This window comes from uncultured Nitratireductor sp., assembly GCF_913053745.1.
Taxonomy (GTDB): domain Bacteria; phylum Pseudomonadota; class Alphaproteobacteria; order Rhizobiales; family Rhizobiaceae; genus Nitratireductor.
The window spans coordinates 1-24,341 of record NZ_CAJXGF010000064.1; the positions used below are offsets into that span (position 1 = coordinate 1).

The window sequence follows — 24,341 nt, forward strand, 5'->3', positions numbered from 1 at the left end:
TCTGCAACGTGCGCCCCGGCCTGCCGGAGCCGCTCGACACCGACGAGCCGGAGCGTGTCGCGGACGCCACCGCGCGGCTCGGCCTTGAGCATGTCGTCGTCACGTCTGTCGACCGTGACGATCTTGACGATGGCGGCGCCGAGCATTTCGCCCGCACCATCCGCGCCATCCGCAAGGCGAGCAAGGCCACGATCGAGGTGCTGACGCCAGACTTCCTGCGCAAGGACGGCGCGCTTGAGGTCGTCGTTGCGGCGAAGCCCGACGTCTTCAACCACAACCTCGAAACGGTGCCCTCGCACTATCTGACGGTGCGGCCTGGCGCGCGCTACTTCGCCTCGCTGCGCCTGCTTCAGCGCGTCAAGGAACTCGACCCGTCGATGTTCACCAAGTCGGGCATCATGGTCGGCCTTGGCGAGGAGCGGAACGAGGTGCTCCAGCTCATGGACGACCTGCGCTCCGCCAACGTCGATTTCCTCACCATCGGCCAGTACCTGCAGCCGACACGCAAGCACCATCCGGTAAAGAACTTCATCACCCCCGAGGAGTTCAAATCCTATGAGACGGTGGCTTACACCAAGGGTTTTCTGATGGTCTCGTCGAGCCCGCTGACGCGCTCGTCGCACCATGCGGGCGAAGATTTCGCCAAATTGCGCGCCGCGCGCGAGGCGCGTCTAGAGAATGCGGGCGCCGCTGCGAACTGATGCCGAAATTCGAGACCGTTCGCCGCGTGGCTCACACGCCCGAAGACATGTTCGCGCTGGTTGCGGACGTCGAGAAATATCCCGAATTCGTGCCCATGTGCGAAGCGCTCAGCGTGCGTACCCGCAAGGAGCGCGACGGCATAACCTTGCTCGTCGCAGACATGACCGTGGGTTACAAGGCGCTGCGCGAAACGTTCACCAGCCAGGTGACGCTAAAGCCCGACGATGCGGCGATCGACGTGCGTTATGTCGACGGTCCGTTTCGCTTTCTGAAGAACGAATGGCGCTTCGAGCCGGCAGGCGAGGGCGCCTGCGATATCCATTTCTTTATCGAATACGAGTTCAAGAGTCGCATGCTGGGTGCCGTGATGGGGGCGATGTTCGACCGCGCATTCCGGATGTTTTCCGAAGCCTTCGAGCGCCGCGCGGACGTGGTTTACGGCGTGGGTGCCTGATTTCAGGTTTCCTGCAGTGCCGACAGAATCATGTCGAAAGCGGTCTCGACGGTCGCTTCGCGCACGCCGGCACGGTTACGCCCTGAAAAGACATGGGATTGCGCGATGGGTGCGTGGCCCTTCTTGGCCAGGCCGAACCAGACGAGCCCGACCGGTTTTTCCTCCGAACCGCCGTCGGGGCCGGCGATGCCCGTGACGGCTATGGTCACGTCGGCATGAGAACGGGCGAGGGCGCCGCCCGCCATTTCCAGAGCCGTTTCCCGTGATACCGCGCCGTGGGTCGTCAGCGTTTGGCGCAAAACGCCGAGCATCTCGACCTTGGCTTCGTTGGAATAGGTGACGAAACCGCGATCGACGACAGACGAAGAACCGGCAATGTCCGTGAGGGCGGCGGTGATCATGCCACCGGTGCACGATTCGGCGGTGGCGAGCATCATGCCACGGGCCCCGCAGGCGGAAAGAACTGCGCGGGCGAGCGCCGGGCAACGGTTCATGCAGGCACCTCGCCGGGATAGATGACGCTGGCGGTCGCGATGGCGGCGATGCCTTCCTCGCGGCCGACAAAACCCATTTTCTCGTTTGTGGTGGCCTTGATGGAAATGCGATGCGCGGCGATGCCCAGCATGCCGGCGATGGCTGCGGTCATGGCCTCGCGGTGCGGACCGATCTTCGGCGCTTCGCAGATGATGGTTACATCGGCATTGGCGATACGTCCGCCGGTTTCGCGTAGGATTTTGGCCGCGTGTTCGAGGAAAATGCTCGACGCGGCTCCTTTCCATTTTGGATCGGATGGCGGGAAATGGGTGCCAATGTCACCGGCGCCGCAGGTGGCCAGCAAGGCATCGGTCAGCGCGTGCAGGCCGACATCGGCATCGGAGTGCCCCGACAAACGCTTTGTGTGCGGGATGGTCACACCGCACAGCACCACGGCGTCGCCCTCCGCGAATGCGTGAACGTCGTAGCCATTGCCCGTGCGCACATCCGGAAAGGCGCTGGGGCGGGTCAATCGCTCATCGGCCAGGCCGATATCGCGTGCCCAGGTGAGCTTGATATTGTCGACGGACCCGGCAACGAGACGCACCGGGATTCTGGCCCACTCGGCAATGGAGGCATCGTCGGTAAAATCCTCGCGGCCGAGTTTATGAGCGCGCTCATGGGCGGCGGCTATGAGCGAGAACGGAAAGCCCTGCGGTGTCTGCGCGGCGTGAAGGTCATGCCGCGGAACCGTTTCGGCAATGTTGCCGGCAGGCCCGGCGCGCTTGATCGTTTCGGCGATGGGCAGCGAAGGCAACGCGCCGCGATCGTCTTCCACCGCCGCAACGATGCGGTCGATCAGCTCCCGATCGACGAAAGGGCGCACGCCGTCATGGATAAGCACGGTCCGGGGGGCAGGATCGTAGAGCGCAAGCAATGCCAGCCGGGTGGAGGCCTGGCGGGAGTGCCCGCCATGAATGGCGATGACGCGGTCGTCGGTAAGACCCGCCGTGGCCTCGGCGAACAACGCCTCGTCGTCGGGGTGGATTGCCACCACGACGCGCCCGATGCGCGGATCGGTGAGGAACGTTTCCAAAGTGTGACGCAGAACCGGCCTGCCGCCTATCTGACGATACTGTTTCGGGCCTTCCACCGATTGGCCCGCGCGCTCGCCGCGCCCGGCGGCGACGATGACAACGGCGATCTCACCCGTCCGGCGGGCCGCCACGCTGTCGGATTGAGTCATCTGCTTGTCCATAAAGCAGACGCATAATAATACAGGCCGCGAAAGGCCAGCCGAATTTGCATGAATCAAGGCGAACGTCAAAAAACGCAGTTGCGGGCCTCCACTGAAATGGCTAATTATTAAGCATGATAAAAAGGTGCTTTAAATTTGTGCATCTCAGCCGCTGACTTTCTTTCGACACCGCTTTCGGTCGGGGGCGTTGCCATTCGCAACAGGGTGTTTCTGGCGCCCATGTCCGGCGTGACGGACCTTGCCTTCCGCGCTCGCGCCTATGAGCACGGCGCAGGGCTCGTGGTTTCGGAAATGGTGGCGAGCGGCGAACTCGCCCGGGGTAAGGCGGAATCTGCACGCCGCTTGCGCCGACCGGATGTGGATGTGCACATGGTGCAACTTGCCGGGCGCGAGGCGCACTGGATGGCCGAAGGCGCGCGCATTGCTGAGGCACAGGGCGCGGACATTATCGATATCAATATGGGTTGTCCCGCCAAGAAAGTGACAGGTGGCTATTCCGGTTCGGCGCTGATGCGCGAACCCGCGCATGCACTTAGTCTGATCGAGGCGGTGGTGGGCGCAGTGCAAATCCCGGTGACGGTAAAGATGCGGCTTGGTTGGGACGAAAACACATTGAATGCGCCGGAGATCGCCAAGCGTGCGGAAGATGCGGGCGTGGCCATGGTTACGGTGCATGGGCGCACGCGCTGCCAGTTCTACAAGGGAAAGGCCGACTGGGCCGCCATTTCGGACGTAAAGAACGCGGTTCGCATCCCGGTCGTGGCCAATGGCGATGTCACATCGGCGGACGATGCGGCAGGCTTGCTGGAAGCCTCCGGTGCCGACGCGGTTATGGTGGGCCGCGCTCATTACGGCGCTCCCTGGATCGCCGGCGTGGTGGCTTCAAACACCCAACGGCGGCCGGACAATCTGGCCGACTACGTGATCGACCACTATCAGGCAATGCTGGCGCTCTACGGCACCGAGCACGGAACCCGGCATGCGCGCAAACATCTCGGCTGGTATATGGACCGGCATCTTACGGAGGTAGCGCCGGCGACCCGAAAGGCGATTATGACGGGAACGGACCACCGGGACGTCAGCCGCCTCCTGCAAGACCTGTTTCGCAGACAAGAGGATCGGCTGGCCGCATGAGCAGAGAAGGAGCGCGCGCGCGCATGGAAACCGGCCCGGCCAGCCTGCTTCTCAACACGCTGCGTCATCCTGTCCTTATGGTCGATCAGGACGGCTTCATGATCGAGGTGAATGCCGAGGCCGAGGACTTCTTTCGCTCCGGCGCTTCGATTCTTGCGCGCAGCCGTCTTTCCGATTTCGTGCCCTTCGGCAGCCCGTTGATAGCGCTGGTCGAACAGGTGCGCGAGCAGCGTGTCGCGATCAACGAATACCGTGTCGACATCTCCTCACCGCGGCTGGGACCGGAACGCATGGTGGACATCCATGCCGCTCCGGTCTCGGAAATTACCGGCGCGGTGGCGCTGCTTCTGCAGGAACGCTCCATGGCCGACAAGATCGATCGGCAAATGGTGCATCGAGGAGCGGCACGCTCGGTGACGGGACTTGCAGCCATGTTGGCACACGAGATCAAGAACCCGCTATCGGGCATTCGCGGCGCAGCGCAATTGCTCGAACACGCCGTTTCCGACGAAGATCGGGCGCTGACGCGTCTCATAACCGAGGAAACGGACCGGATCGTCGCGTTGGTCGATCGCATGGAAGTGTTTTCCGACGAACGCCCCGTGGAGCGCGATCCCATCAACATTCATTTGGTCCTCGACCATGTGAAGGCCGTCGCCAAGAGCGGTTTTGCACGCAAGATCAGCATTGTGGAGGATTACGATCCGTCTCTGCCGCCGGTCTGGGCGAACCGTGACCAGCTCATTCAGGTCTTTCTGAATCTGGTCAAGAATGCCGTCGAAGCCATTGGCGACCGCGAGGACGGGGAAATACGGCTGACGACCGCGTTTCGTCCAGGAATTCGATTGTCGGTGCCCGGCTCGCCCGACCGGGTCGCGCTGCCGCTGGAGTTTTGTGTTCACGATAACGGGCCTGGTATTCCAGAGGACCTTAGACAGATCATCTTCGATCCGTTCGTCACCTCCAAACAAAACGGTTCCGGCCTGGGACTCGCGCTTGTAGCGAAAATCGTCGGCGCGCACGGAGGCGTAATCGAATGCGAATCCTCCGGCCAACGCGGTACCGTGTTTCGGATACTCATGCCGGCCTGGCGCGAGGCGCGCCGGCAAAGACTCATGACGAATAAAACGGATAAAGAAGAGAACGCATCATGAGCGGTTTCAGCATTCTCGTTGCCGATGACGACGCCGCGATCCGCACGGTGCTCAACCAGGCGCTCTCACGTGCAGGCTACGAGGTGCGGGTGACGTCGAATGTCGAGACGCTCTGGCGATGGGTTTCAGCGGGAGACGGCGATCTCGTGATCACCGACGTCGTTATGCCGGATGGCAATGCGTTCGATCTCCTGCCCCGGATTCGCAAGGCACGGCCCGACCTTCCGGTCGTCGCAATGAGCGCACAGAACACCTTCATGACCGCGATCCGTGCCTCCGAAGTGGGCGCTTACGAATATCTACCAAAACCTTTCGATCTAACGGAACTCGTCAACATCGTCGGACGCGCGCTCTCCGAACCGAAATCCGGCCAGAAGGAAACTGCGAGCGCCGAGGCACCCGACGCCCTTCCGCTGATTGGACGTTCGGCCGCCATGCAGGAGATATACCGCCTGCTTGCCCGTATGATGCAAACCGACCTTACGGTGATGATCAACGGAGAATCGGGCACGGGCAAAGAACTCGTTGCCCGTGCACTGCACGAATACGGGCGCAGGCGGAAAGGGCCGTTCGTGGCCATCAACATGGCCGCCATCCCGCGCGACCTGATCGAGTCGGAATTGTTCGGCCATGAGAAAGGCGCCTTTACCGGTGCGCAGGCGCGCTCCTTCGGTCGCTTCGAGCAGGCGGAAGGCGGAACGCTGTTTCTCGACGAAATCGGCGACATGCCGATGGAAGCCCAGACGCGCCTTCTGCGCGTGTTGCAGCAGGGCGAATACACGACCGTCGGCGGGCGCACGCCGATCCGCACCGACGTTCGGATCGTCGCCGCAACCAACAAGGATCCAAGAACGCTTATCGATCAAGGGCTTTTTCGCGAAGACCTCTTCTATCGGCTCAACGTCGTTCCGTTGCGATTGCCACCGTTGCGCGAGCGGGCGGAGGATATACCGGACCTCGCCCGACATTTCTTCGCGCGTGCGGAGCAGGAGGGATTGCAGCCCAAACAGATAAGTGCGGACGGGCTCAATCGTCTCAAGAGCTACCGTTGGCCCGGCAATGTGCGCGAACTGGAAAATCTGGTACGGCGGTTGGCCGCTCTTTATCCTCAAGATGAGATTTCTGCCGAGATAATCGAGCAGGAACTGCGCGCCGCTGGCGCGCTTCGGGGAAACCAGACGGACGTACTGCCCGATGAAACGACGTTGACGCAGGCCGTAGAACAGCATCTTCAAAGTTATTTTGCGCAGTTTGGCGACCAGTTGCCTCCAACGGGGCTTTATCAGCGCGTGCTGGCAGACGTCGAACAGCCTCTTCTGATAGCCGCCTTGACGGCGACCGGCGGCAATCAACTCAAGGCTGCCGACCTTCTCGGGCTTAATCGGAACACGCTGCGCAAAAAAATCCGGGACTACGGAATCAACATTTATCGCGGCGCGAACTGATCCGACGGCACGGTCTCGACCGGAAGCCGTCGAAAATCGAAATCGCCTCGTCCGATCCCCATTCTGCCCCAGCAATGCCGCATTGTTCAGAAATGCAACTGTTGCCAGTTGGTTACAGTCGTTGCATATGTGCAACAAGCAGAGCGGCACGAAGAGCAGAAGCAGGAGTGATGGTCAGCTTGTCCGAGAGTTCGCCGATGCAGCCTTTCGTAGGGGCTTCGCCTGTCCGGCGTGGGCGCTCGACCGTCTTCTATATCGGCGTTGCCGCAGCCATCGGCGCGCTGCTTACCGCCACGGTGTCCTTTACCGTGCTCCTCGGTCTCACCCCTTTCACGCCAGACGAACGGACGACACTTTTGCTGATCGCCGTGAATTTCGGCTTTATCATGCTCCTGTTCGGGCTGATCGTTCTGGAAGGTCTGCGGATCTATAAATCCAGGAAAGGGCAAAGAGCGGCGTCGCGACTTCACGTGCGCATTATTGCGATGTTCTCGCTGGTGGCGGCGATACCGGCCATCCTCGTGGCCGTGATTGCGTCGGTGACGCTCGAACTGGGTCTCGATCGCTGGTTCGAGCTGCGCACCAAAGTGATCGTTTATTCTTCGCTCTCCATCGCGGATGCCTATGTACAGCAGAATGCGCGCAGCCTGCAGGGGACAACCGAGAGCATGGGCGCGCGGCTCGACCAGGCCCGCACGCTCTACAATCTCGACCGCTACGGTTTTCGCGATTTCATGACGCGTCAGGCAATGCTTCGAGGGCTGGCGGACGCCGAACTCGTTCGCGACGACGGCTCCGTCATCATGAGCGCGCAGATGACGGAAGACATTCCGCTGCCGCGCCCGGGCGAGGGCGCCATGGAAATCGCCAACAATTCGCAGATTGCCTTCAATGAAATCGGCGGCACCAATCTGGTAACGGCCGTCTACAAACTTCAGGAAATTCCCGACGCCTATCTCTACACCGGTGCGCTTTTGGATCCCGAAGTGCTCAAGGCGCGCCAGATCGTCCGAACCAACACCGACGAATACCGTTCTCTGGAGGGCAATCGCGGTAACACGCAGATTGCGTTCGCCTTGCTTTATCTCGTCGTGACTCTGGCCATCGTTCTGGCTGCCATCTGGACAGGCATTGCGGTGGCGGACCGGCTGGTTCGCCCCATTCGCCAGTTGATCGGTGCGGCCGGTGCCGTTTCCACGGGCGATCTCGACGTGTCCGTGCCTGTGCGCGCTTCCGATGGCGACGTCGGCCTATTGGGCGACACGTTCAATCAGATGACACAGCAGCTCAAATCGCAGCGCGACCAGCTCATTGCAGCCAAGGACGTCATCGACGAACGCCGCCGCTTCACCGAAGCGGTGCTCTCGGGCGTCAGTGCCGGCGTCATCGGCGTGGAAGCCGATGGCTCGGTTGCCATGGTCAACCGCTCGGCCGAAGCCATGCTCGACATCTCCGCCCGCGAGGCGGTGAACCGCAACTTGACGGCCGTTCTGCCGCATGTCGGACGCGTGTTCGAGACCGGTCGCAAATCGGGACGCCCTGTCTACCGCGAACAAGCGACGTTCTTTCGGGGCGGTTCAGAACGCACGTTCAACATTCAGATCACCACGGAGGAGGGGGTCAACGAGGACGATCAGCACTCCTATGTGGTGACCGTAGACGACATCACGGACCTGATGCAGGCCCAGCGCTCGATGGCCTGGGCGGATGTGGCCCGGCGCATCGCTCATGAAATCAAGAACCCGCTGACACCCATTCAGTTATCCGCCGAACGCATTCGCCGCCGGTTCGGAAAGGTCATCGAACAGGACCGGGAAATCTTCGATCAGTGCACCGACACGATCATCCGTCAGGTCGGCGATATCGGTCGAATGGTGGATGAGTTCTCGGCCTTCGCGCGCATGCCGAAACCGGACATCCAGCGTCTCGATGTGCGCGAACCGCTGCGGGAAGCTTCCTTCCTGGTCGAGGTGGCGCGCAACGAGATCGCCTTTGAACGACAGATTTCCGATACGCCGCTCGTGGGCCGTTTCGATGCCCGTTTGATGGGACAGGCGTTCGGCAACGTCATCAAAAACGCCGCGGAGGCGATTGACGCTGCGGAGCGGAGCAACGGCCAACCCGGCGCTATCCGCATCACCGCCAGCATGACCGGACGTTTCATTCAGATCGAAGTCATCGACAATGGCAAGGGACTGCCACGCGAAAACCGGCAGCGGCTCCTCGAACCATATATGACCACACGTGAGAAAGGCACCGGCCTCGGCCTGGCAATCGTCAAGAAGATTGTCGAAGACCATGGAGGCCGATTGGAACTGCATGACGCGCCGGCCGATTTCCATGACGGGATCGGCGCGATGATCCGCATCATACTTCCTGCCGCCGGAGACGCCGGCGGCACCGAGACGACAAAAAGGTAGAAAATGGCTTCCGATATCCTGATCGTAGACGACGAGGAAGACATCCGCGAGCTCGTCGCCGGCATTCTTAGCGACGAGGGCCATGAAACGCGCACCGCATATGACAGCGACAGTGCGCTCGCCGCGATAACCGAACGGGTTCCACGACTGATTCTGCTCGACATCTGGCTGCAAGGCTCGAAACTCGATGGCCTGGCGCTCCTCGACAAGATCAAGGAACTCCATCCGCATGTTCCCGTGGTGATGATTTCGGGTCACGGGACAATCGAAACGGCGGTCTCGGCCATCAAGCGCGGGGCCTACGATTTCATCGAAAAACCGTTCAAGACGGATCGGATGATCCTGATTTGCGAGCGCGCCTTGGAGATTTCGAAGCTCAAGCGCGAGATGAGCGACTTGAAGAAGCGCAGCGGCGCATCCTTCGATCTCGTGGGAGATTCCGCAGCGCTCAATCACCTGCGCCAGACCATCGAGCGCGTTGCCCCCTCGAACAGCCGTATCATGCTGACGGGGCCTTCGGGATCCGGCAAGGAACTCGTCGCCCGCGCCATCCATTCGGCATCACCGCGCAGCACCGGCCCGTTCGTGACACTGAACGCAGCCGCCATCACGCCGGAGCGGATGGAGATCGAGCTTTTCGGCACCGAATCCGACGGTGGCGAGAGAAAGGTGGGCGCACTGGAAGAAGCGCATGGCGGCCTGCTTTATCTCGACGAAGTGGCCGATATGCCGCTCGGCACGCAGAGCAAGATTCTGCGCGTTCTGGTGGATCAGCAGTTCGAGCGGGTTGGCGGCACACGACGTGTGAAAGTGGATGTGCGCATCATCTCTTCCACGGCACAGAACATCGAATCTCTGATCGCCGAGGGTCGCTTCCGCGAAGATCTGTTCCATCGGCTGGCCGTCGTGCCCGTGGTCGTTCCGCCACTGGCCGATCGTCGCGAGGACATTCCGCTTCTTGTCGATCACTTTATGCAGCAAATCGGCGAACAGGCCGGCATCAAGCCGCGCCCGCTCGGCAACGACGCCATGGCGGTTCTTCAGGCGCATAACTGGCCGGGCAATGTGCGCCAACTGCGCAACAATATCGAACGGCTGATGATCCTGACCCGTGGCGACGGCCCGGATACGCCAATAACGGCCGATCTGCTGCCCGCTGAGATCGGCGATGTTATGCCTCGTTTGCCGACCCAGTCCGATCAACACATCATGGCGCTGCCGCTGCGCGAAGCGCGCGAACTGTTCGAAAAAGAGTACCTCCTGGCTCAGATCAACCGCTTTGGCGGAAACATTTCGCGCACGGCGGAATTTGTCGGCATGGAACGTTCAGCGCTTCATCGCAAACTGAAGTCGCTCGGCGTCTGACAAGCGGGTGTCCATACGACGGACGAGGTTTTCACAGAGCCGGAAAAGCGATAGAGCAGGGGCCGTGCAGACCCGAGATCCGGTCTTCGCTCAGGCAGGGAACAGGCGATGAAAGTCATTATCTGTGGCGCAGGCCAAGTCGGTTTCGGTATCGCGGAGCGGTTGGCGGCCGAGCAAAACGACGTATCCGTGATCGATACCTCGCCAGAGTTGATTCGCGCCGTGCGAGACACGCTCGATGTGCGCGGCTTCGTCGGTCACGGCGCGCATCCCGACGTGCTGGCCGCGGCCGGCGCGCGCGAAGCCGACATGATCATCGCCGTGACCCTGTTCGACGAAGTCAACATGGTTGCCTGCCAGGTGGCGCATTCCCTCTTCAACGTGCCCACCAAGATCGCGCGCATCCGCTCGCAATCTTATTTGCAGTCGCATTATATGGACCTGTTCTCGCGCGATCATCTGCCGATCGACGTGATTATCTCGCCGGAAGTGGAAGTGGGCGAGATGGTGATGCGCCGTATCGCGCTGCCGGGCGCGACGGATGTGGTGCGTTTCGCCGACGACCAGGTCTCCATGGTGGCCATCGAATGTCTTGAAGAGTGTCCGGTCATCAACACGCCGCTGGCGCAGTTGACCGAGCTTTTCCCCGATCTGCCGTCGACGGTTGTGGGTGTGTCGCGCGATGACAAGCTTTTCATTCCCCATTCGGGCGACCAACTCATGGCCGGCGATCTTGCCTATGTGGTGACGACGCGCGAGCAGGTGCGGCGTACGCTGGGCCTTTTCGGGCACGAGGAGCGCGAGGCGACGCGGATCGTCATCGCCGGCGGCGGCAATATCGGTCTCTACGTGTCCCGCGCCATGGAGAAAAAGCAAAGCCGGACCAAGGTCAAGGTGATCGAGAACACGCGCGATCGTGCGGTGGCGCTGGCCGACAAGCTGCGGCGCACCGTTGTTCTGCACGGCAGCGCGCTCGACCAGAAGCTGCTTCTGGAAGCCGATATCCAGCATGCCGATCTGATGGTCGCGCTGACTAATGACGATCAGGTCAATATCTTGTCCAGCGTGATCGCCAAGCGTCTCGGTTGCCGCTCCAACCTCGTTCTGATCAACAGCCCGACCTACCACGATTTTGCGAAAACGCTGGGAATCGATGCGCATGTGAACCCCCGCTCGGTCACCATCTCGAAAGTGCTTCAGCACGTGCGGCGCGGACGCATCCGCGCCGTCCACAACATTCAACGCGGGGCCGCCGAGGTGATTGAGGCGGAAGCGCTGGAAACCTCGCCGCTGGTCGGACCGCCGCTAAGCGAGGTGGATTTTCCCGACGGCATGCGCATCGGCGCGGTGTATCGCGACGGCGCTGTCATCAAGCCAAGCGGTTCGCTGAAGATCAAGCCGAAGGACCGGGTTGTGATATTCGCGCTCGAAAGCGCGGTGCGCCAGGTAGAGCAGATGTTCCGTGTCAGCCTGGAGTTCTTCTGAGGCGCTTGAAAAACACGCCGCACGGCGGCAAAACAGAACCCTCATTTACGCCGCGTCATCCCAACACGGCGACATCCATCAGACGGAGACCGACACATGCCACGCATTGCTTACGTGAACGGGCGCTATGCGAATCACAATGACGCGATGGTTCACGTGGAGGATCGCGGTTACCAGCTCGCCGACGGCGTCTATGAAGTCTGCGAGATCTCCAGAGGCTTTATTATCGACATGAAAGGGCATCTGGACCGTCTCGACCGATCTCTGCGGGAGCTTCGCATGGAGTGGCCGGTGGAGCGCAAGGCGCTGGAATTCATCATACGCGAGGTTATCCGGCGCAACCATGTGCGCAACGGCCTGGTCTATATTCAGGTAACGCGTGGCGTGGCGCCGCGCGACCATGCGTTCCCGACCAAGCCGGTTCGCTCCGCCTTGGTGGTGACGGCCAAGCGCGCGGATCCCATGGCCGCAGCAAAAAAGGCCGAAAAGGGAATGACAGTGATCACCGTTCCGGAAAATCGCTGGGACCGGGTGGACATCAAGACGATTGGCCTTCTGCCGAATGTTCTTGCACGCCAGGCGGCTGTCGATGCGGGCGCTCAGGAAGCCTGGTTCGTGGATCCGGATGGAACCGTCAAAGAGGGTGCCTCCACCAATGCCTGGATCGTCACAACGGATGGCAGCCTGGTAACTCGCCCGGCCGATTTCGGGATCCTGCGGGGTATTACCCGGGCGACGGTTATGAAGGTCGCCGACAGCCTCGATCTCAAGGTTGAAGAGCGGGCTTTTTCGGTTGAAGAGGCGCAAAGCGCGCGCGAAGCCTTCGTGACAAGCGCGACGAGTGTGGTGATGCCTGTCGTCAGCATTGACGGAAAACCCGTGGCCAACGGACATCCCGGAACGGTTGCCCGTTCTCTCCGTGACGCGTTTTTTGCGATTGCGGAAAAAAGTCCTAGCTGTTAACCAACGCGCATAGTGGTGGTGGTGGCTCGGCACAGCCGACGAATACTTGCATCAAGTGATCACGCAGCCTCTGTCTCAGAGTTTCTTGACAGGAGCGTGTCATATTTGCGCTACTGGCTGCCGGAACGGCAGCGAATGGGTGAAAGACCAAAAAATGGCGGAACGATCTCAAAACCTGCAGGACTTGTTCCTGAATACCGTTCGCAAGAGCAAGAACCCTCTCACAATCTTTCTCATAAACGGTGTCAAACTGACAGGTATTGTTACTTCCTTTGACAATTTCTGCGTGCTTTTGCGCCGCGACGGACATTCGCAACTCGTCTACAAGCACGCGATCTCGACGATCATGCCGAGCCAGCCCGTGCAGCTTTACGACGCCGAGGAAAGCAATCGGGAATCCTGATTGGGCCAAGCACGAAAACCAGCTGGCGCTGCGCGGGGCGACGATCGGTTGACGACCCGGCCGGATCTTACGCGCGCCGCCGTGATCTCTCCCATCCTGACCTCCGAACGCCGTGCTGCCGAAGGCAGCGCGCTGTCTCTTCGTGCATCCGATGCGCGTCACGAAGAGGCGATCGGTTTGACGGAGGCCATCGACCTGGATGTGGTTCTTGCCGAGATAGTGACGGTGAGCGCGCCGCGCCCTGCGACCCTGATGGGTACGGGCAAACTGGAAGAGATTGCCGAGAACGTCGCAGAACGGGATATCGAAGTGGTTATTATCGACCACCCGTTGACACCGGTTCAGCAGCGTAATCTGGAGAAGGCGCTGAAAGCGAAGGTTCTCGATCGAACGGGCTTGATCCTTGAGATTTTCGGTCGCCGCGCCCGTACCAAGGAAGGGCGACTTCAGGTCGACCTCGCGCATTTGGAGTATCAGCGGGGTCGTCTCGTGCGCAGTTGGACGCACTTGGAGCGTCAGCGCGGCGGCGGCGGCTTCATGGGCGGTCCGGGCGAAACCCAGATCGAGGCCGACAGACGCCAGCTTCAGGAACGCATTATGCGACTGAAGAAGGAGCTGGAGCAGGTGCGACGCACACGCGACCTGCACCGGGCAAAGCGCCGCAAAGTGCCGTTTCCCATCGTGGCAATCGTCGGTTACACGAACGCCGGAAAATCGACGCTCTTCAATCGGCTGACAGGCGCGAGCGTGATGGCCGAGGATATGCTGTTCGCCACACTCGATCCCACTTTGCGGCGCGTACAGTTGCCGCACGGCACGATCGTCATACTGTCGGATACGGTGGGCTTCATCTCGGATCTGCCGACGCATCTGGTCGCTGCATTCCGCGCAACGCTTGAAGAGGTTGTCGAGGCCGATTTGATCGTGCATCTGCGCGATATTTCCGATCCCGACTCCGCAGCTCAGGCAGCGGATGTGGAAGAGATCCTCGGCGATCTCGGAGTCGATGCAGCCGACAGGACGCGCGTCCTGGAAGTTTGGAACAAGATCGACAATCTGGACAATGCAAAGCGCAACGCCTTGCTCGAGGGAACGCGTGCGAACAACGCTCCCCTGGCGATCTCGGCGGTGACGGGCGAAGGCATTGCGGAGCTGTTAGCGCTGATCGAAGAGCGCATCTCCGGCAAGATGGTCGCGCTGTCGATAGAGATCCCGCCCGAGCGCATGTCGTTGCTCGACTGGATCTATCGCAACAGCGAAGTTACCGAAAGGAACGACAATGATGACGGCAGCATCACATTGAATGTTCAGATGACGGAAGCTGCACGGCAAGAAATCCAGGAGCAGCTACAGGATCATAAAAAAGCTTAGGGGAATCTTTTATCTATTTGATTATAAAATACTTTAAAGAATTTTGGCTATTCAGACGGCTTTCGTTTTCGCCTGTTTCCAAAGCGTTTCCATATCGTTCAGATCGGCTTCGTCCAGGGTGCGTCCGGCCTTGAAGAGTTCGCGCTCGATGAAATCGAAGCGCTTGCGGAATTTGTTGTTGGTGCGCGCAAGCGCCGCTTCCGGATCATATCCCATATGACGGCCCAGATTGACCACTGCGAACAGAAGATCGCCATATTCCTCGGCGGCATGAGCATCATCACGCTCTAGAAGCGCTTCGCGCAACTCTCCGATTTCCTCTTCGATCTTGTCGAGAACGGGCTCCGTTTCACCCCAGTCGAAGCCAACACTGGCGGCGCGCACCTGAAGTTTCAGCGCGCGCATAAGCGCGGGCAGGGCTCGCGGTACATCGTCCAGATAGGCCGTGGTTTCGGCGGGTGCGCCGTTCCTGACACGCCGGGCGAGGCGCTCCGCCTTCTCTTGCGCCTTGATCTTCTCCCACATGCCTTTTGCCATGCCTTTGCCGCGGGCATCAGCGTCGCCAAAGACATGGGGATGACGTCGAATCATCTTGGCGGTGATCGCCTCCACCACATCACCGAAATCGAAACGATCCTCTTCTTCCGCCATCCGGGCATGAAATACCACCTGGAGAAGGAGGTCGCCAAGCTCGTCGCGCAGATCATCCAGATCGTTACGCTCTATGGCATCGGCAACTTCGTAGGCTTCCTCGATCGTGTAGGGAGCTATGGAGGCAAAGTCCTGTTCCACGTCCCACGGACAACCGGTTTCGGGTTGGCGCAGTGCCTCCATGATCTCGATAAGCCTGGTAATATCCTTTGAAGGCCGCATTGTCGTTTCCTGTTTTCCCGAGATCTCAGCCTATTGTGCGTTCGAGAACGCGAAGCCAGTTACGCCAGGCGATTTTCTCGATCAGTTCGCGCCCATAACCATGCACGCTCATCGCTTCGATAAGCTTTGGCAGGCCCGCGACATCGCCAATCACGCGAGGCACCATGGCGCCGTCGAAATCGGATCCAAGGGCCACACCGTCTTCGCCGAGCGTTTCGAGCATGGCGTCCAGATGTCTCATCAGAATGTCGAAATCGGTATCGGCATTGGTTCGACCGTCCGGTCGCAGGAAACTTACCGAAAAATTGAGGCCGGCCAATCCGCCCGTTTCCCTAATGGCGCTCATTTGCCAATCCGTCAGGTTGCGCGATTGGGCGCAGATGGCGTGAACGTTGGAATGGCTTGCAACGAGCGGTGCATCGCTGATTGCCTGAACGTCTCGAAAACCCTTCTCGTTGAGATGCGACAGATCGACCAGGATTCGCAGGCGGTTGCATTTGCGCACGAGCGCCTTGCCCGCTTCCGTCAATCCTTCGCCGATATCCGGCGATGCGGGATAGCGGAATGGAACGCCGTGGCCGAAGATGTTCGATCGGCTCCAGACCGGCCCAAGCGAACGCAGGCCAGCCGCATAAAGCACATCGATCAGGTCGAGATCGGGGCCCACGGCTTCAGTGCCTTCGATGTGAAAGACCGCCGCCAGCGCTTCGGATGCCATGGCATGACGAATGGCATCGACATTTCGACAAATGGCGAAACGACCCTCGGACATGCGTTCAAGACGCTGGAGCAGAGCAGCCATGGCCAGCGTGGACGAAAGCGCATCGGACTGTTGAAGCTGCGGAAACGTCATATCCTCGGGGCGCCTGCCATTTTCCTTTCCATTGCTCAAAGGCGGTGGGAAAATGGCGAACAATCCACCAGCCAAACCTCCCTTGCGCGCACGGGGAAGATCGATGTGACCGCGTTCCGCGCCATTGAGGAAAAGTTGTTCGGCGTCCGACCGACCGCTCTCGTGAAGACGAAGGAGCGCGTCATTGTGACCGTCGAAAACGGGAATGATGTCTGTCATGAAGGAGTTCGCCTGTTCGCGCTAATGACTTGCGTGAGTCTTGATCCGCTAGTTCTAGGCAAGGGCAGGCGGGGACGCAAATCGTGATTGTTGCCGCGCCTTACGGAACAAGTTGACGTCGCGCCGAGGTGGGCTGTAAAAGCGCCGAACAGTTTCCGGAGGGATGGCCGAGCGGTTGAAGGCACCGGTCTTGAAAACCGGCAGGCGGGTGACCGTCTCGTGGGTTCGAATCCCACTCCCTCCGCCATATGTGCCAGAGCAGACAAGGCATTTCGCGGCGCTCCGGGTGAATTCCAACGATGGTGTTTCGGCCTCGGTCCGATTGCGGATACACTTCCGATCGAGGCTGGCATGGAATCTCCGGCAATCGCCGATCAGAAATCGGCTTCCCAGAGCCGGGCCGTCAGTAGGTGGCGGATCGCAACGACGGATGTAGAATGAGAGCGGATATGCCTGGCCGGTTGGTTCCATTGAAAATCTGCGACGGCGTGATTGAAGCAAAACTATATGTAAGCATGCTAAAAGCCTACGGTATTTACGCTTTCGCTGCCACAGAGTTTGCCGGAACCGTGCCCTATATGCGCGCGCCCACCGAAGGAATCGAGCTCAAGGTCGTCGATACCGACCTCGAAGCGGCACGCGAATTGCTGACGCAAATCGATGCCGACCAGAGCGATTCGCCAAAGGGCGCTTGACGTTTCGTTCGCCGGCAGCAGAAAACAAACGCCATTGTACGATTTGCATCTTGATCGCCTTCAACGTAAACCCGCATCCGAAATGTGCCGAAGTTGACACAATTTGTGCAGTTTGCCGCTTTGCTGCCACAAATGATTTACAGCTTGCTAAGGTGTTTCAGGCAGGGTGCAGAGGGCATCCTGGACTGTCGAAGACCGGAACGCCTCGGTTCCGGCGTATTATTGAGTGGGAAGTCCCGCAACCATGAACGATATTTCGATGTCCGGGGGAGACACGGACGCATGAGCCTTGAGTTTGTCGCGCGCCGCATGAGGGCGCGCCGCTTATCGTCCGCCATCGCATTCGCGGCATGTGCTGCCTTGCTTTCAGCGTGCACGTCCACGACTCCGAAAGTCGCCGTCAACAAAAGCAAATCCAAGGAATATTTCGCCGAGTCCGAATATGGCGTGAAGGCCAGCCCACGGGTTTCCGCAAAGCGTTCCAATCTGCGCCGCGGCGGTGGGCGCTATCAAGTCGGAAAACCCTATCAGATCAAGGGAAAATGGTATCGTCCCAAGGAGGACCCCGACTATGAAAGGGTCGGCTCGGCCTCCTGGTACGGCGACGCATTTCACGGCCGGTTGACCGCCAATGGCGAAGTCTACGACATGACGCATCTAAGTGCGGCTCACCCGACTATGCCATTGCCGAGCTATGCGCGTGTGACCAATATGGGCAATGGCAGTTCCGTTTTGGTGCGTGTGAACGATCGGGGACCCTTCGCGCACAATCGCATCATCGATCTTTCAAAGCGTGCCGCCCAGCTTCTCGATTACCAAAGCGCCGGCGTGGCTCAGGTGAAGGTGGAATATGTAGGCCCCGCGCCGCTCGAAGGACGCGACGACGAGTATCTCCTTGCTTCATACAAGCCGAGCGGCGTTGCGCCCGATCCCGCCGAAGGTTTGCCCACGGGTGTCATGGTGGCCATGAACGGTACGACGCCGACGGGCGTCCTGCCGGGCGTAAAAGCGGCCAACGCTTTCGCCAGTCAGCCGGGGTTGACGCCACCGCGGCCGGTCGCTGCATCGGCAGCGTTCGAATTGCCCGTTTCCGGACCGATCGTTCCCGATCGCCCGCGCACGCTGCCGCTTGACGATGTTGCGCGGGATGTAGCGGCTCTGTCCTACGCCGATCAACGCATCAGTGCGGCGGCTGGCGCATTCGACAGCGTGCTGGGCAGCGATCTTCGCTCACAGGATGTGACACGCTGGTGGCGATTGCGCAGCGAACGCTCCGGCGCCGGTTTCACGACGGGCGCAACCGTAAACATCGGCACCTGGAAAACCGAATCCGAGGCTCAGACGCGGGCGGATGATTTGGCATCGCTCGGCGAGCCGCGGATCGAGGCCGTGTCCGATGAGACCGGCGTGATTTTTTACACGCTGACCATCACGCCGGACCGCCAGGCAGAAATAGACCGGTTGCTTCAGGCCGCCTGGGCAGGCGGTGCACAGGATGCGTTCATCGTTCGATAGCGTGGTTTTACGGCTCCGCGCCGATTGCGCCGACAAAAGCGGGTGAATGCTCCGCTTGCCGATAACTGCCCCGATTGCGCCATAACAGTTGATTCTGCCGGGCTCGTATCGCTAGATTTGGGACAGATCCTGCTTTTGGGGGGCGTGGTCGTGGTTCCTATGCTAAACAAGTCTCTGATTTTTGCCTGCTGTCTCCTGCTTCTGGGAAGCCAGGCAGCGTTGGCGCAGCTTTTCGAAACCCGTGCAAAGCAGGCTTTTTTGGTCGATGCGGAGACGGGCACTGTCCTTTTCTCCAAAAACCCAGATCAACGGATTCCCCCGGCATCGCTCGCGAAATTGATGACGATGGAAGTCGTGTTCAACGCGCTCAAGAGCGGGCGGCTTTCAATGAGCGACGCGTTTTATGTCAGCGAGCATGCCTGGCGCACCGGCGGCGCCGTCTCCGGAACCTCGACCATGTTCGCGGAGATCAAGTCATCCGTGCCTCTCGAGGCCCTGATTCAGGGTGTGATCGTACAGTCGGCCAACGATGGCTGCATCATCATCGCGGAGGGTATGGCAGGATCCGAAGAAAACTTCGCCAAACTGATGACCGAACGGGCAAGGAAGATCGGCCTGAAGGATTCCCTGTTCGTCAACTCCACCGGCCTGCCTGCCGAAGGTCAGCATGTGACCATGCGCGATCTTGTGACGTTGTCCCTTCATCTTTGGAAAGAGTACCCTGAACTCTACAAATATTACGCGCAGGACGCTTTCAGCTGGAACAATATCCTGCAGCGCAATCGCAACCCGCTCCTGCGCATGAACATTGGAGCGGAAGGCTTGAAAACCGGCTACACGGACGCTTCGGGCTATGCGATCGTAGGGGCGGTGAACCGCAACGGCCGCCGTCTGTTCGTGGCTATGAGCGGTCTTTCGAGCGAGAACGAACGGGCGGAAGAGGCGCGCAAGATACTGGATTGGGGCGTACGGTCCTTCGAAAAAATAGAGATTTTCCAAGGCGGCGAAACGATCGGCCGGATAACGGTTTTCGGCGGCGACAAAGCGGATCTGGCGGTGCAGGCGAAAGGTCCCGTCGCGATCTTTCGTCCGATCACAAATGCCGATCGGCTGCGCGCGCGCATCGTCTATCAAGGGCCGGTTCCGGCCCCGGTGGAGGAAGGCGTCCGCGTCGGCACGCTGAAGGTCTGGATCGGCGACACGCTTAGCCAGGAAACACCGCTTTACGCTGCGGAAAGCGTCGGCAAAGGCGATCTCCCGGACCGGGCGCTGGATGCGGTTGGCGAATTGCTGACCGGATGGCTGAGGAAATACCGGTCGTAGTTGCGCGCGACGCGACCAGCCATCCACAAAACCGGCATCGTGACAGTTCGGCATGGACCTTCACGAGGCGACCGCCTAAGTAGGGACGTGTTCGGCAATCAAGCTGGCGGAATGCGACAAAAGGAAGAAAGTCTCTTGTCTCGCGGTTTCTTCATCACATTCGAGGGAGGCGAGGGGGCTGGAAAATCGACGCAGATCGACCAACTCGCCAGAAGTCTCCGCGAAGAGGGCCGCGATGTGATCGTCACGCGCGAGCCCGGCGGCTCCTCCGGCGCCGAAGCGGTCCGGCATGTTCTTCTTTCCGGTGCGGCCGAGCCATTCGGATCGGCGATGGAGGCGGTTCTTTTCGCCGCAGCGCGATCCGATCATGTGGAACAGGTGATCCGGCCGGCGATCGAGCGGGGCGCGGTAGTTTTGTGCGACCGATTTCTCGATTCCTCGCGCGTCTATCAAGGGGTGACCGGCAATTTGGACGACGATTTCATGCGCAATCTCGAGCGTGTGACCGTGAACGGCATGGTGCCTGACCTGACGCTTGTTCTAGACATCGATCCGGAAGAGGGCCTGCGTCGCGCCAGTGCACGGCGTGGCACGGGCGCCCCGGATCGCTTCGAGAAAGAAACACTTGCAATCCACCGGCGACGCAGAAAAGCGTTCCTCGAGATCGCCAAAGCCGAGCCGGCACGATGCGTCGTCATCGACGCGTCGATGTCGGCAGACAAGGTTACGGCAGCAATTCAGCGCGCTGTGCAATTGGCCATGGCGGCGGCATCGACCGACCGCGAGAGGAGCGAGGCGTGATGTTTGAACGTGTTGCACCTGAGCGCTTCGACACGTTGCCGGACATTCCGGAACCGGCGGAAAACCCGATTCTTATCGGCCATGAACGGGCTGCGGACATGTTGGCCGGTGCATATCGGACAGGCAAATTGCACCATGGTTTGCTGTTTGCCGGCCCTCCGGGAATCGGCAAGGCGACGCTGGCCTTTCATCTGGCCAATCATCTTTTCTCCCATCCGGAAGCAGAAACGGCACCGGCGCGATTCTCCGCTCCCGATCCGAAAGCGCAGGCTTTCCGTTTGATTGCGCAGGACGCACATCCCTCGCTGTTGCACCTCACCCGTCCCTACGTGGAGCGCGACAAGAAGTTCAAGACGGTGATCACTGTCGACGAAATTCGCCGAATCCAACGGTTTCTTTCATTGACGCCGCATGATGGCGGCTATCGAGTCGTGATCGTCGATCCGGCCGACGATCTGAATGTCAGTGCCGCAAATGCGCTGCTGAAAAGTCTCGAAGAACCACCGCCACGCACGGTGTTCATCCTCATTGCCCATTCGCTCGGGCGTCTCTTGCCAACCATTCGCTCGCGCTGCCAGATCGTGCGGCTGCAACAGCTCGATGCGCCGCAACTTGCCGGGCTGTTGCGCGAGCTTGGCGCGAGTGAAACGGACAGCGACACCGAAATTGCCGCGCGTGCCCAGGGCAGCGTACGCAACGCAATTCTTCTATCGCAATTCGGAGGCGCGGAGATCGCCGACGTGCTGCAGAAACTCGTCAACGAGCGCCGTTTTGACGCTGCAGAGGCGTTGCGCCTGGGCGAGGCGGTCAGTGGCCGCGACCGGGACGTGCAGTTCTCCATATTCAACCGCGCCGCTCTGGAGATGGTCAACCGGCAAGCCGTGGCACGTGCCGAGGCCGGAGACGCGTCAGGGGCTGCAGCGGCAGCCGATCTCTGGGATGAGATCAGTGTTGCGATCCGCGACGCGGAAACCTTCAATCTAGACCGGAAACAGCACGCTGCCGGCATTGCCGCCAGGCTTAATGCCGCATTCCACGCCTGAAGCTCGAGGTTGGACTGGCATGCGCAACCTCGATGCGCTATTTGGGCGACATCAAGCAATATGTTCTCTGGACTTTCTCCCCAATGGCCCGCGATAGCTTTTACATCACGACACCCATTTTCTATCCGAACGGCAAGCCACATATCGGCCACGCCTACACCGTGATCGCGACGGACGCGATGGCGCGCTTCCAGCGCCTCGACGGCAAAGACGTCTTTTTCCTGTCCGGCACGGACGAGCATGGCCTGAAAATGCAGCAGACGGCCGACAAGGAAGGCATTTCACCGCAGGAACTGGCCGACCGCAACGCCACCGTTTTCCGCGAGATGATCGCCGCCATGGGCGGCTCCAACGACCGGTTCATCCGTACGACGGAAGAGCAACACCATCGCGCATCTCAGGCCGTCTGGAAGAAGATGGCCGACAATGGCGACATCTATCTGGACCGCTATACCGGCTGGTATTCGGTGCGCCAGGAAGCCTATTTCGACGAGAGCGAGACGACGGTGGGCGAGGATGGCGTTCGCCGTGAGCCGCTCGGCTCGCCGGTCGAGTGGGTCGAGGAGGAGAGCTATTATTTCCGCCTCTCCGTCTATCAGGATCGGCTGCTCGCGCTTTACGAGAGCAATCCCGACTTCGTTGGCCCCGACGAACGGCGCAACGAAGTGGCGAGCTTCGTGAAGGGCGGCCTGAAGGACCTGTCGATCTCGCGCACGACCTTCGACTGGGGCGTGCCGGTTCCCGACGACGACCGGCATGTGATGTACGTCTGGGTCGACGCGCTGACCAACTATCTCACCGCCGCCGGCTTCCCCGAAGAGACGGCGCCGCGCTGGGGCTACTGGCCGGCGACCCACATCATCGGCAAGGACATCGTGCGCTTCCACGCGGTTTACTGGCCGGCCTTTCTAATGAGCGCCGGGGTGGAACTGCCGAAGCGCGTCTACGCCCACGGCTTCCTGTTCAACCGCGGCGAGAAGATGTCGAAATCGGTCGGCAACGTCGTCGACCCCTTTGCCATGGTCGAGGCCTACGGGCTCGATCCGGTGCGCTATTTCTTCATGCGCGAGGTGCCCTTCGGTCAGGACGGCAGCTACAGCCACGAGGCGATCGTCAACCGCATCAACGCCGACCTCGCCAACGATCTCGGCAATCTGGCGCAGCGCTCGCTGTCGATGATCGCCAAGAACTGCGGGGCGGCCGTGCCGACACCGGGTGCGCTGTCGCCGGAGGACGAGGCGATCCTCGCCCGCGCCGACGCGCTGCACGGGCTCTGCCGCGAGGCGATGGCAACGCAGCAGATCCATCAGGCGCTGAACGCGGTCTGGTCCGTCGTGGCCGAGGCGAACCGTTATTTCGCGGCGGCCGAACCCTGGGCGCTGCGCAAGACCGACCCGGTGCGCATGGAGACCGTGCTCTACGTCACGGCGGAAGTCGTGCGCCAGGTGGCGATCCTCGCACAGCCGGCCATGCCGGCCTCGGCGGCGAAGCTGCTCGACCTCCTCGCCGTGCCGGAGCAGGGGCGCGGCTTTGCCACCCTCGGTGCCAGCGGCCGATTGACCGCGGGGACGGCGCTGCCGCCTCCCGCCGGGGTCTTTCCGCGCTATGTTGACAGCGAGGACGACAAGAAGGCCGGCTGACGCGCCGGAGGCAAGCGATGGCGCACGACCACGGCCACGGCGATCACGATCATGGACATGACCATGGGCACGGTCACAGCCACGCCCATGGTCATCACGATCATGCCCACGGTGCCAACGAAACACGGCTGTTCTGGGCGTCGCTGATCACCGGTGGTTTCATGGTGGTGGAGGCGGCCGGCGGGCTGGTCGCCGGCTCGCTGGCGCTGCTCGCCGACGCCGGGCACATGCTGACCGACTTCGCCGGCCTGTTCATGGCGTGGCTCGCCTTCCGCTTCTCGCGCTGGCCGGCGGACGGCCGCCGGACCTACGGCTTCGAGCGCCTGCAGGTGCTGGTCGCCTTCGCCAACGGCCTTGCGCTGTTCGTCATCGCCGGGGCGATCCTCGTCGAGGCGGCCAAGCGGCTGGCAACGCCGGAGCCGGTGCTCGGCGGCACGATGCTGGCCATCGCTTTCGTCGGCCTGCTGGTCAATATCGGCGTGTTCTTCGTGCTGCACGGCGCCGACCGCGACAATCTCAACGTCCGTGGCGCCATGATCCATGTGCTCGGCGACCTGCTTGGCTCGGTCGGCGCCATCGTTGCGGCACTGATCATCCTCGCAACCGGCTGGACCGCCGCCGACCCGATCATCTCGGTCGTGGTAGCGGTCATCATTCTGCGCAGCGCCTGGTTCGTGGTGCGGGACTCGGCCCATATCCTGCTTGAGGGAACACCGAGCCAAATCTCTCTCGGCGAGATCGAAAGCGATCT

General features: G+C 60.7%; 22 protein-coding genes and 1 tRNA gene. 19 read left to right on the top strand and 4 right to left on the bottom strand.

Going from position 1 to position 24,341, the window contains the following annotated elements:
• Together QZ638_RS12030 and QZ638_RS12035 are read left to right on the top strand one after the other, a co-directional pair.
• On the top strand, nt 1-701 hold a 701-nt coding region (locus tag QZ638_RS12030; protein WP_295810581.1), incomplete at its 5' end, for a lipoyl synthase.
• Nucleotides 701-1,156 (top strand): type II toxin-antitoxin system RatA family toxin, encoded by a 456-nt coding sequence (locus QZ638_RS12035; protein WP_295810584.1) that lies wholly within the window; start codon nt 701-703, stop codon nt 1,154-1,156. The genes QZ638_RS12030 and QZ638_RS12035, both read left to right, overlap by 1 nt.
• Nucleotides 1,157-1,158: 2 nt before the next feature.
• On the opposite strand, the gene QZ638_RS12040 is transcribed toward QZ638_RS12035, so the two are convergent.
• Nucleotides 1,159-1,650, bottom strand: coding sequence for a CinA family protein (locus QZ638_RS12040; RefSeq protein WP_295810587.1), 492 nt, complete (start codon nt 1,648-1,650; stop codon nt 1,159-1,161).
• The gene (locus tag QZ638_RS12045; protein WP_295810591.1) at nt 1,647-2,876 is read right to left on the bottom strand and encodes a bifunctional 2-C-methyl-D-erythritol 4-phosphate cytidylyltransferase/2-C-methyl-D-erythritol 2,4-cyclodiphosphate synthase; all 1,230 of its coding nucleotides are present in this window, start codon (nt 2,874-2,876) and stop codon (nt 1,647-1,649) included. The genes QZ638_RS12040 and QZ638_RS12045 overlap by 4 nt, the downstream gene beginning before the upstream one ends.
• Before the next feature lie 147 nt (nt 2,877-3,023).
• Here QZ638_RS12045 and dusB point away from each other — a divergent pair, with 147 nt between their 5' ends.
• The 9 genes from dusB to hflX all read left to right on the top strand — a co-directional run bounded on the left by dusB (nt 3,024) and on the right by hflX (nt 14,628).
• Nucleotides 3,024-4,022: a tRNA dihydrouridine synthase DusB gene (gene dusB, locus QZ638_RS12050; protein WP_295810594.1), complete on the top strand. Its 999-nt coding sequence runs from the start codon at nt 3,024-3,026 to the stop codon at nt 4,020-4,022.
• Nucleotides 4,019-5,176 carry a nitrogen regulation protein NR(II) gene (locus QZ638_RS12055; protein ID WP_295810596.1) on the top strand — a complete coding sequence of 386 codons (1,158 nt, stop codon included), beginning with the start codon at nt 4,019-4,021 and terminating at the stop codon, nt 5,174-5,176. Before dusB ends, QZ638_RS12055 begins: the two co-directional genes overlap by 4 nt.
• On the top strand, nt 5,173-6,621 hold the full coding sequence (gene ntrC / locus QZ638_RS12060) for a nitrogen regulation protein NR(I) (protein WP_295810598.1): 1,449 nt from the start codon (nt 5,173-5,175) through the stop codon (nt 6,619-6,621). The genes QZ638_RS12055 and ntrC overlap by 4 nt, the downstream gene beginning before the upstream one ends.
• A 170-nt stretch (nt 6,622-6,791) precedes the next feature.
• Nucleotides 6,792-9,041 carry a PAS domain-containing sensor histidine kinase gene (locus QZ638_RS12065; protein WP_295810600.1) on the top strand — a complete coding sequence of 750 codons (2,250 nt, stop codon included), beginning with the start codon at nt 6,792-6,794 and terminating at the stop codon, nt 9,039-9,041.
• A 3-nt stretch (nt 9,042-9,044) separates the two neighbouring features.
• A complete protein-coding gene (locus QZ638_RS12070; protein WP_295810603.1) occupies nt 9,045-10,406 on the top strand; it encodes a sigma-54 dependent transcriptional regulator in 1,362 nt (453 codons plus the stop codon).
• Between the two features lie 108 nt (nt 10,407-10,514).
• A complete protein-coding gene (gene trkA / locus QZ638_RS12075; RefSeq protein WP_295810605.1) occupies nt 10,515-11,891 on the top strand; it encodes a Trk system potassium transporter TrkA in 1,377 nt (458 codons plus the stop codon).
• A 96-nt stretch (nt 11,892-11,987) separates the two neighbouring features.
• Nucleotides 11,988-12,854 (top strand): D-amino-acid transaminase, encoded by an 867-nt coding sequence (locus QZ638_RS12080; protein ID WP_295810607.1) that lies wholly within the window; start codon nt 11,988-11,990, stop codon nt 12,852-12,854.
• Nucleotides 12,855-13,008: 154 nt separating this feature from the next.
• On the top strand, nt 13,009-13,257 hold the full coding sequence (gene hfq, locus QZ638_RS12085; RefSeq protein WP_295810608.1) for an RNA chaperone Hfq: 249 nt from the start codon (nt 13,009-13,011) through the stop codon (nt 13,255-13,257).
• 48 nt (nt 13,258-13,305) lie between these two features.
• On the top strand, nt 13,306-14,628 hold the full coding sequence (gene hflX, locus QZ638_RS12090; protein ID WP_295810612.1) for a GTPase HflX: 1,323 nt from the start codon (nt 13,306-13,308) through the stop codon (nt 14,626-14,628).
• 51 nt (nt 14,629-14,679) lie between these two features.
• On the opposite strand, the gene mazG is transcribed toward hflX, so the two are convergent.
• Both mazG and QZ638_RS12100 read right to left on the bottom strand, forming a co-directional pair.
• The gene (mazG, locus tag QZ638_RS12095; RefSeq protein ID WP_295810615.1) at nt 14,680-15,501 is read right to left on the bottom strand and encodes a nucleoside triphosphate pyrophosphohydrolase; all 822 of its coding nucleotides are present in this window, start codon (nt 15,499-15,501) and stop codon (nt 14,680-14,682) included.
• Between the two features lie 25 nt (nt 15,502-15,526).
• On the bottom strand, nt 15,527-16,573 hold the full coding sequence (locus QZ638_RS12100; RefSeq protein WP_295810618.1) for a dipeptidase: 1,047 nt from the start codon (nt 16,571-16,573) through the stop codon (nt 15,527-15,529).
• Nucleotides 16,574-16,730: 157 nt separating this feature from the next.
• Here QZ638_RS12100 and QZ638_RS12105 point away from each other — a divergent pair.
• The 8 genes from QZ638_RS12105 to QZ638_RS12140 form a co-directional block, all read left to right on the top strand.
• Nucleotides 16,731-16,820: transfer RNA gene (locus tag QZ638_RS12105), tRNA-Ser, on the top strand.
• Between the two features lie 190 nt (nt 16,821-17,010).
• The gene (locus tag QZ638_RS12110; RefSeq protein ID WP_295810620.1) at nt 17,011-17,268 is read left to right on the top strand and encodes a hypothetical protein; all 258 of its coding nucleotides are present in this window, start codon (nt 17,011-17,013) and stop codon (nt 17,266-17,268) included.
• 282 nt (nt 17,269-17,550) lie between these two features.
• Nucleotides 17,551-18,783: a septal ring lytic transglycosylase RlpA family protein gene (locus QZ638_RS12115; protein ID WP_295810621.1), complete on the top strand. Its 1,233-nt coding sequence runs from the start codon at nt 17,551-17,553 to the stop codon at nt 18,781-18,783.
• 159 nt (nt 18,784-18,942) lie between these two features.
• Nucleotides 18,943-20,106 carry a D-alanyl-D-alanine carboxypeptidase family protein gene (locus QZ638_RS12120; RefSeq protein WP_295810625.1) on the top strand — a complete coding sequence of 388 codons (1,164 nt, stop codon included), beginning with the start codon at nt 18,943-18,945 and terminating at the stop codon, nt 20,104-20,106.
• A gap of 135 nt (nt 20,107-20,241) precedes the next feature.
• Nucleotides 20,242-20,907, top strand: a complete 666-nt coding sequence (gene tmk, locus QZ638_RS12125) for a dTMP kinase (RefSeq protein WP_295810627.1) — start codon at nt 20,242-20,244, stop codon at nt 20,905-20,907.
• Nucleotides 20,907-21,950, top strand: coding sequence for a DNA polymerase III subunit delta' (locus QZ638_RS12130; RefSeq protein ID WP_295810629.1), 1,044 nt, complete (start codon nt 20,907-20,909; stop codon nt 21,948-21,950). The genes tmk and QZ638_RS12130 overlap by 1 nt, the downstream gene beginning before the upstream one ends.
• Nucleotides 21,951-22,033: 83 nt before the next feature.
• Nucleotides 22,034-23,590, top strand: coding sequence for a methionine--tRNA ligase (gene metG, locus QZ638_RS12135; RefSeq protein ID WP_295810631.1), 1,557 nt, complete (start codon nt 22,034-22,036; stop codon nt 23,588-23,590).
• Nucleotides 23,591-23,607: 17 nt separating this feature from the next.
• The coding region (locus QZ638_RS12140) for a cation diffusion facilitator family transporter (protein ID WP_295810633.1) at nt 23,608-24,341 on the top strand (734 nt) is incomplete at its 3' end.

What these genes read in the sequence shown, in the direction of transcription:
- QZ638_RS12035 (WP_295810584.1), top strand. Translation starts at nt 701, where the DNA reads ATGCCGAAATTCGAGACCGTTCGCCGCGTGGCTCACACGCCCGAAGAC.
- QZ638_RS12040 (WP_295810587.1), bottom strand. Translation starts at nt 1,650, where the DNA reads ATGAACCGTTGCCCGGCGCTCGCCCGCGCAGTTCTTTCCGCCTGCGGG.
- QZ638_RS12045 (WP_295810591.1), bottom strand. Translation starts at nt 2,876, where the DNA reads ATGACTCAATCCGACAGCGTGGCGGCCCGCCGGACGGGTGAGATCGCC.
- QZ638_RS12055 (WP_295810596.1), top strand. Translation starts at nt 4,019, where the DNA reads ATGAGCAGAGAAGGAGCGCGCGCGCGCATGGAAACCGGCCCGGCCAGC.
- ntrC (WP_295810598.1), top strand. Translation starts at nt 5,173, where the DNA reads ATGAGCGGTTTCAGCATTCTCGTTGCCGATGACGACGCCGCGATCCGC.
- QZ638_RS12065 (WP_295810600.1), top strand. Translation starts at nt 6,792, where the DNA reads ATGGTCAGCTTGTCCGAGAGTTCGCCGATGCAGCCTTTCGTAGGGGCT.
- QZ638_RS12070 (WP_295810603.1), top strand. Translation starts at nt 9,045, where the DNA reads ATGGCTTCCGATATCCTGATCGTAGACGACGAGGAAGACATCCGCGAG.
- trkA (WP_295810605.1), top strand. Translation starts at nt 10,515, where the DNA reads ATGAAAGTCATTATCTGTGGCGCAGGCCAAGTCGGTTTCGGTATCGCG.
- QZ638_RS12080 (WP_295810607.1), top strand. Translation starts at nt 11,988, where the DNA reads ATGCCACGCATTGCTTACGTGAACGGGCGCTATGCGAATCACAATGAC.
- hfq (WP_295810608.1), top strand. Translation starts at nt 13,009, where the DNA reads ATGGCGGAACGATCTCAAAACCTGCAGGACTTGTTCCTGAATACCGTT.
- mazG (WP_295810615.1), bottom strand. Translation starts at nt 15,501, where the DNA reads ATGCGGCCTTCAAAGGATATTACCAGGCTTATCGAGATCATGGAGGCA.
- QZ638_RS12100 (WP_295810618.1), bottom strand. Translation starts at nt 16,573, where the DNA reads ATGACAGACATCATTCCCGTTTTCGACGGTCACAATGACGCGCTCCTT.
- QZ638_RS12110 (WP_295810620.1), top strand. Translation starts at nt 17,011, where the DNA reads ATGAGAGCGGATATGCCTGGCCGGTTGGTTCCATTGAAAATCTGCGAC.
- QZ638_RS12115 (WP_295810621.1), top strand. Translation starts at nt 17,551, where the DNA reads ATGAGCCTTGAGTTTGTCGCGCGCCGCATGAGGGCGCGCCGCTTATCG.
- QZ638_RS12120 (WP_295810625.1), top strand. Translation starts at nt 18,943, where the DNA reads ATGCTAAACAAGTCTCTGATTTTTGCCTGCTGTCTCCTGCTTCTGGGA.
- QZ638_RS12130 (WP_295810629.1), top strand. Translation starts at nt 20,907, where the DNA reads ATGTTTGAACGTGTTGCACCTGAGCGCTTCGACACGTTGCCGGACATT.
- metG (WP_295810631.1), top strand. Translation starts at nt 22,034, where the DNA reads ATGGCCCGCGATAGCTTTTACATCACGACACCCATTTTCTATCCGAAC.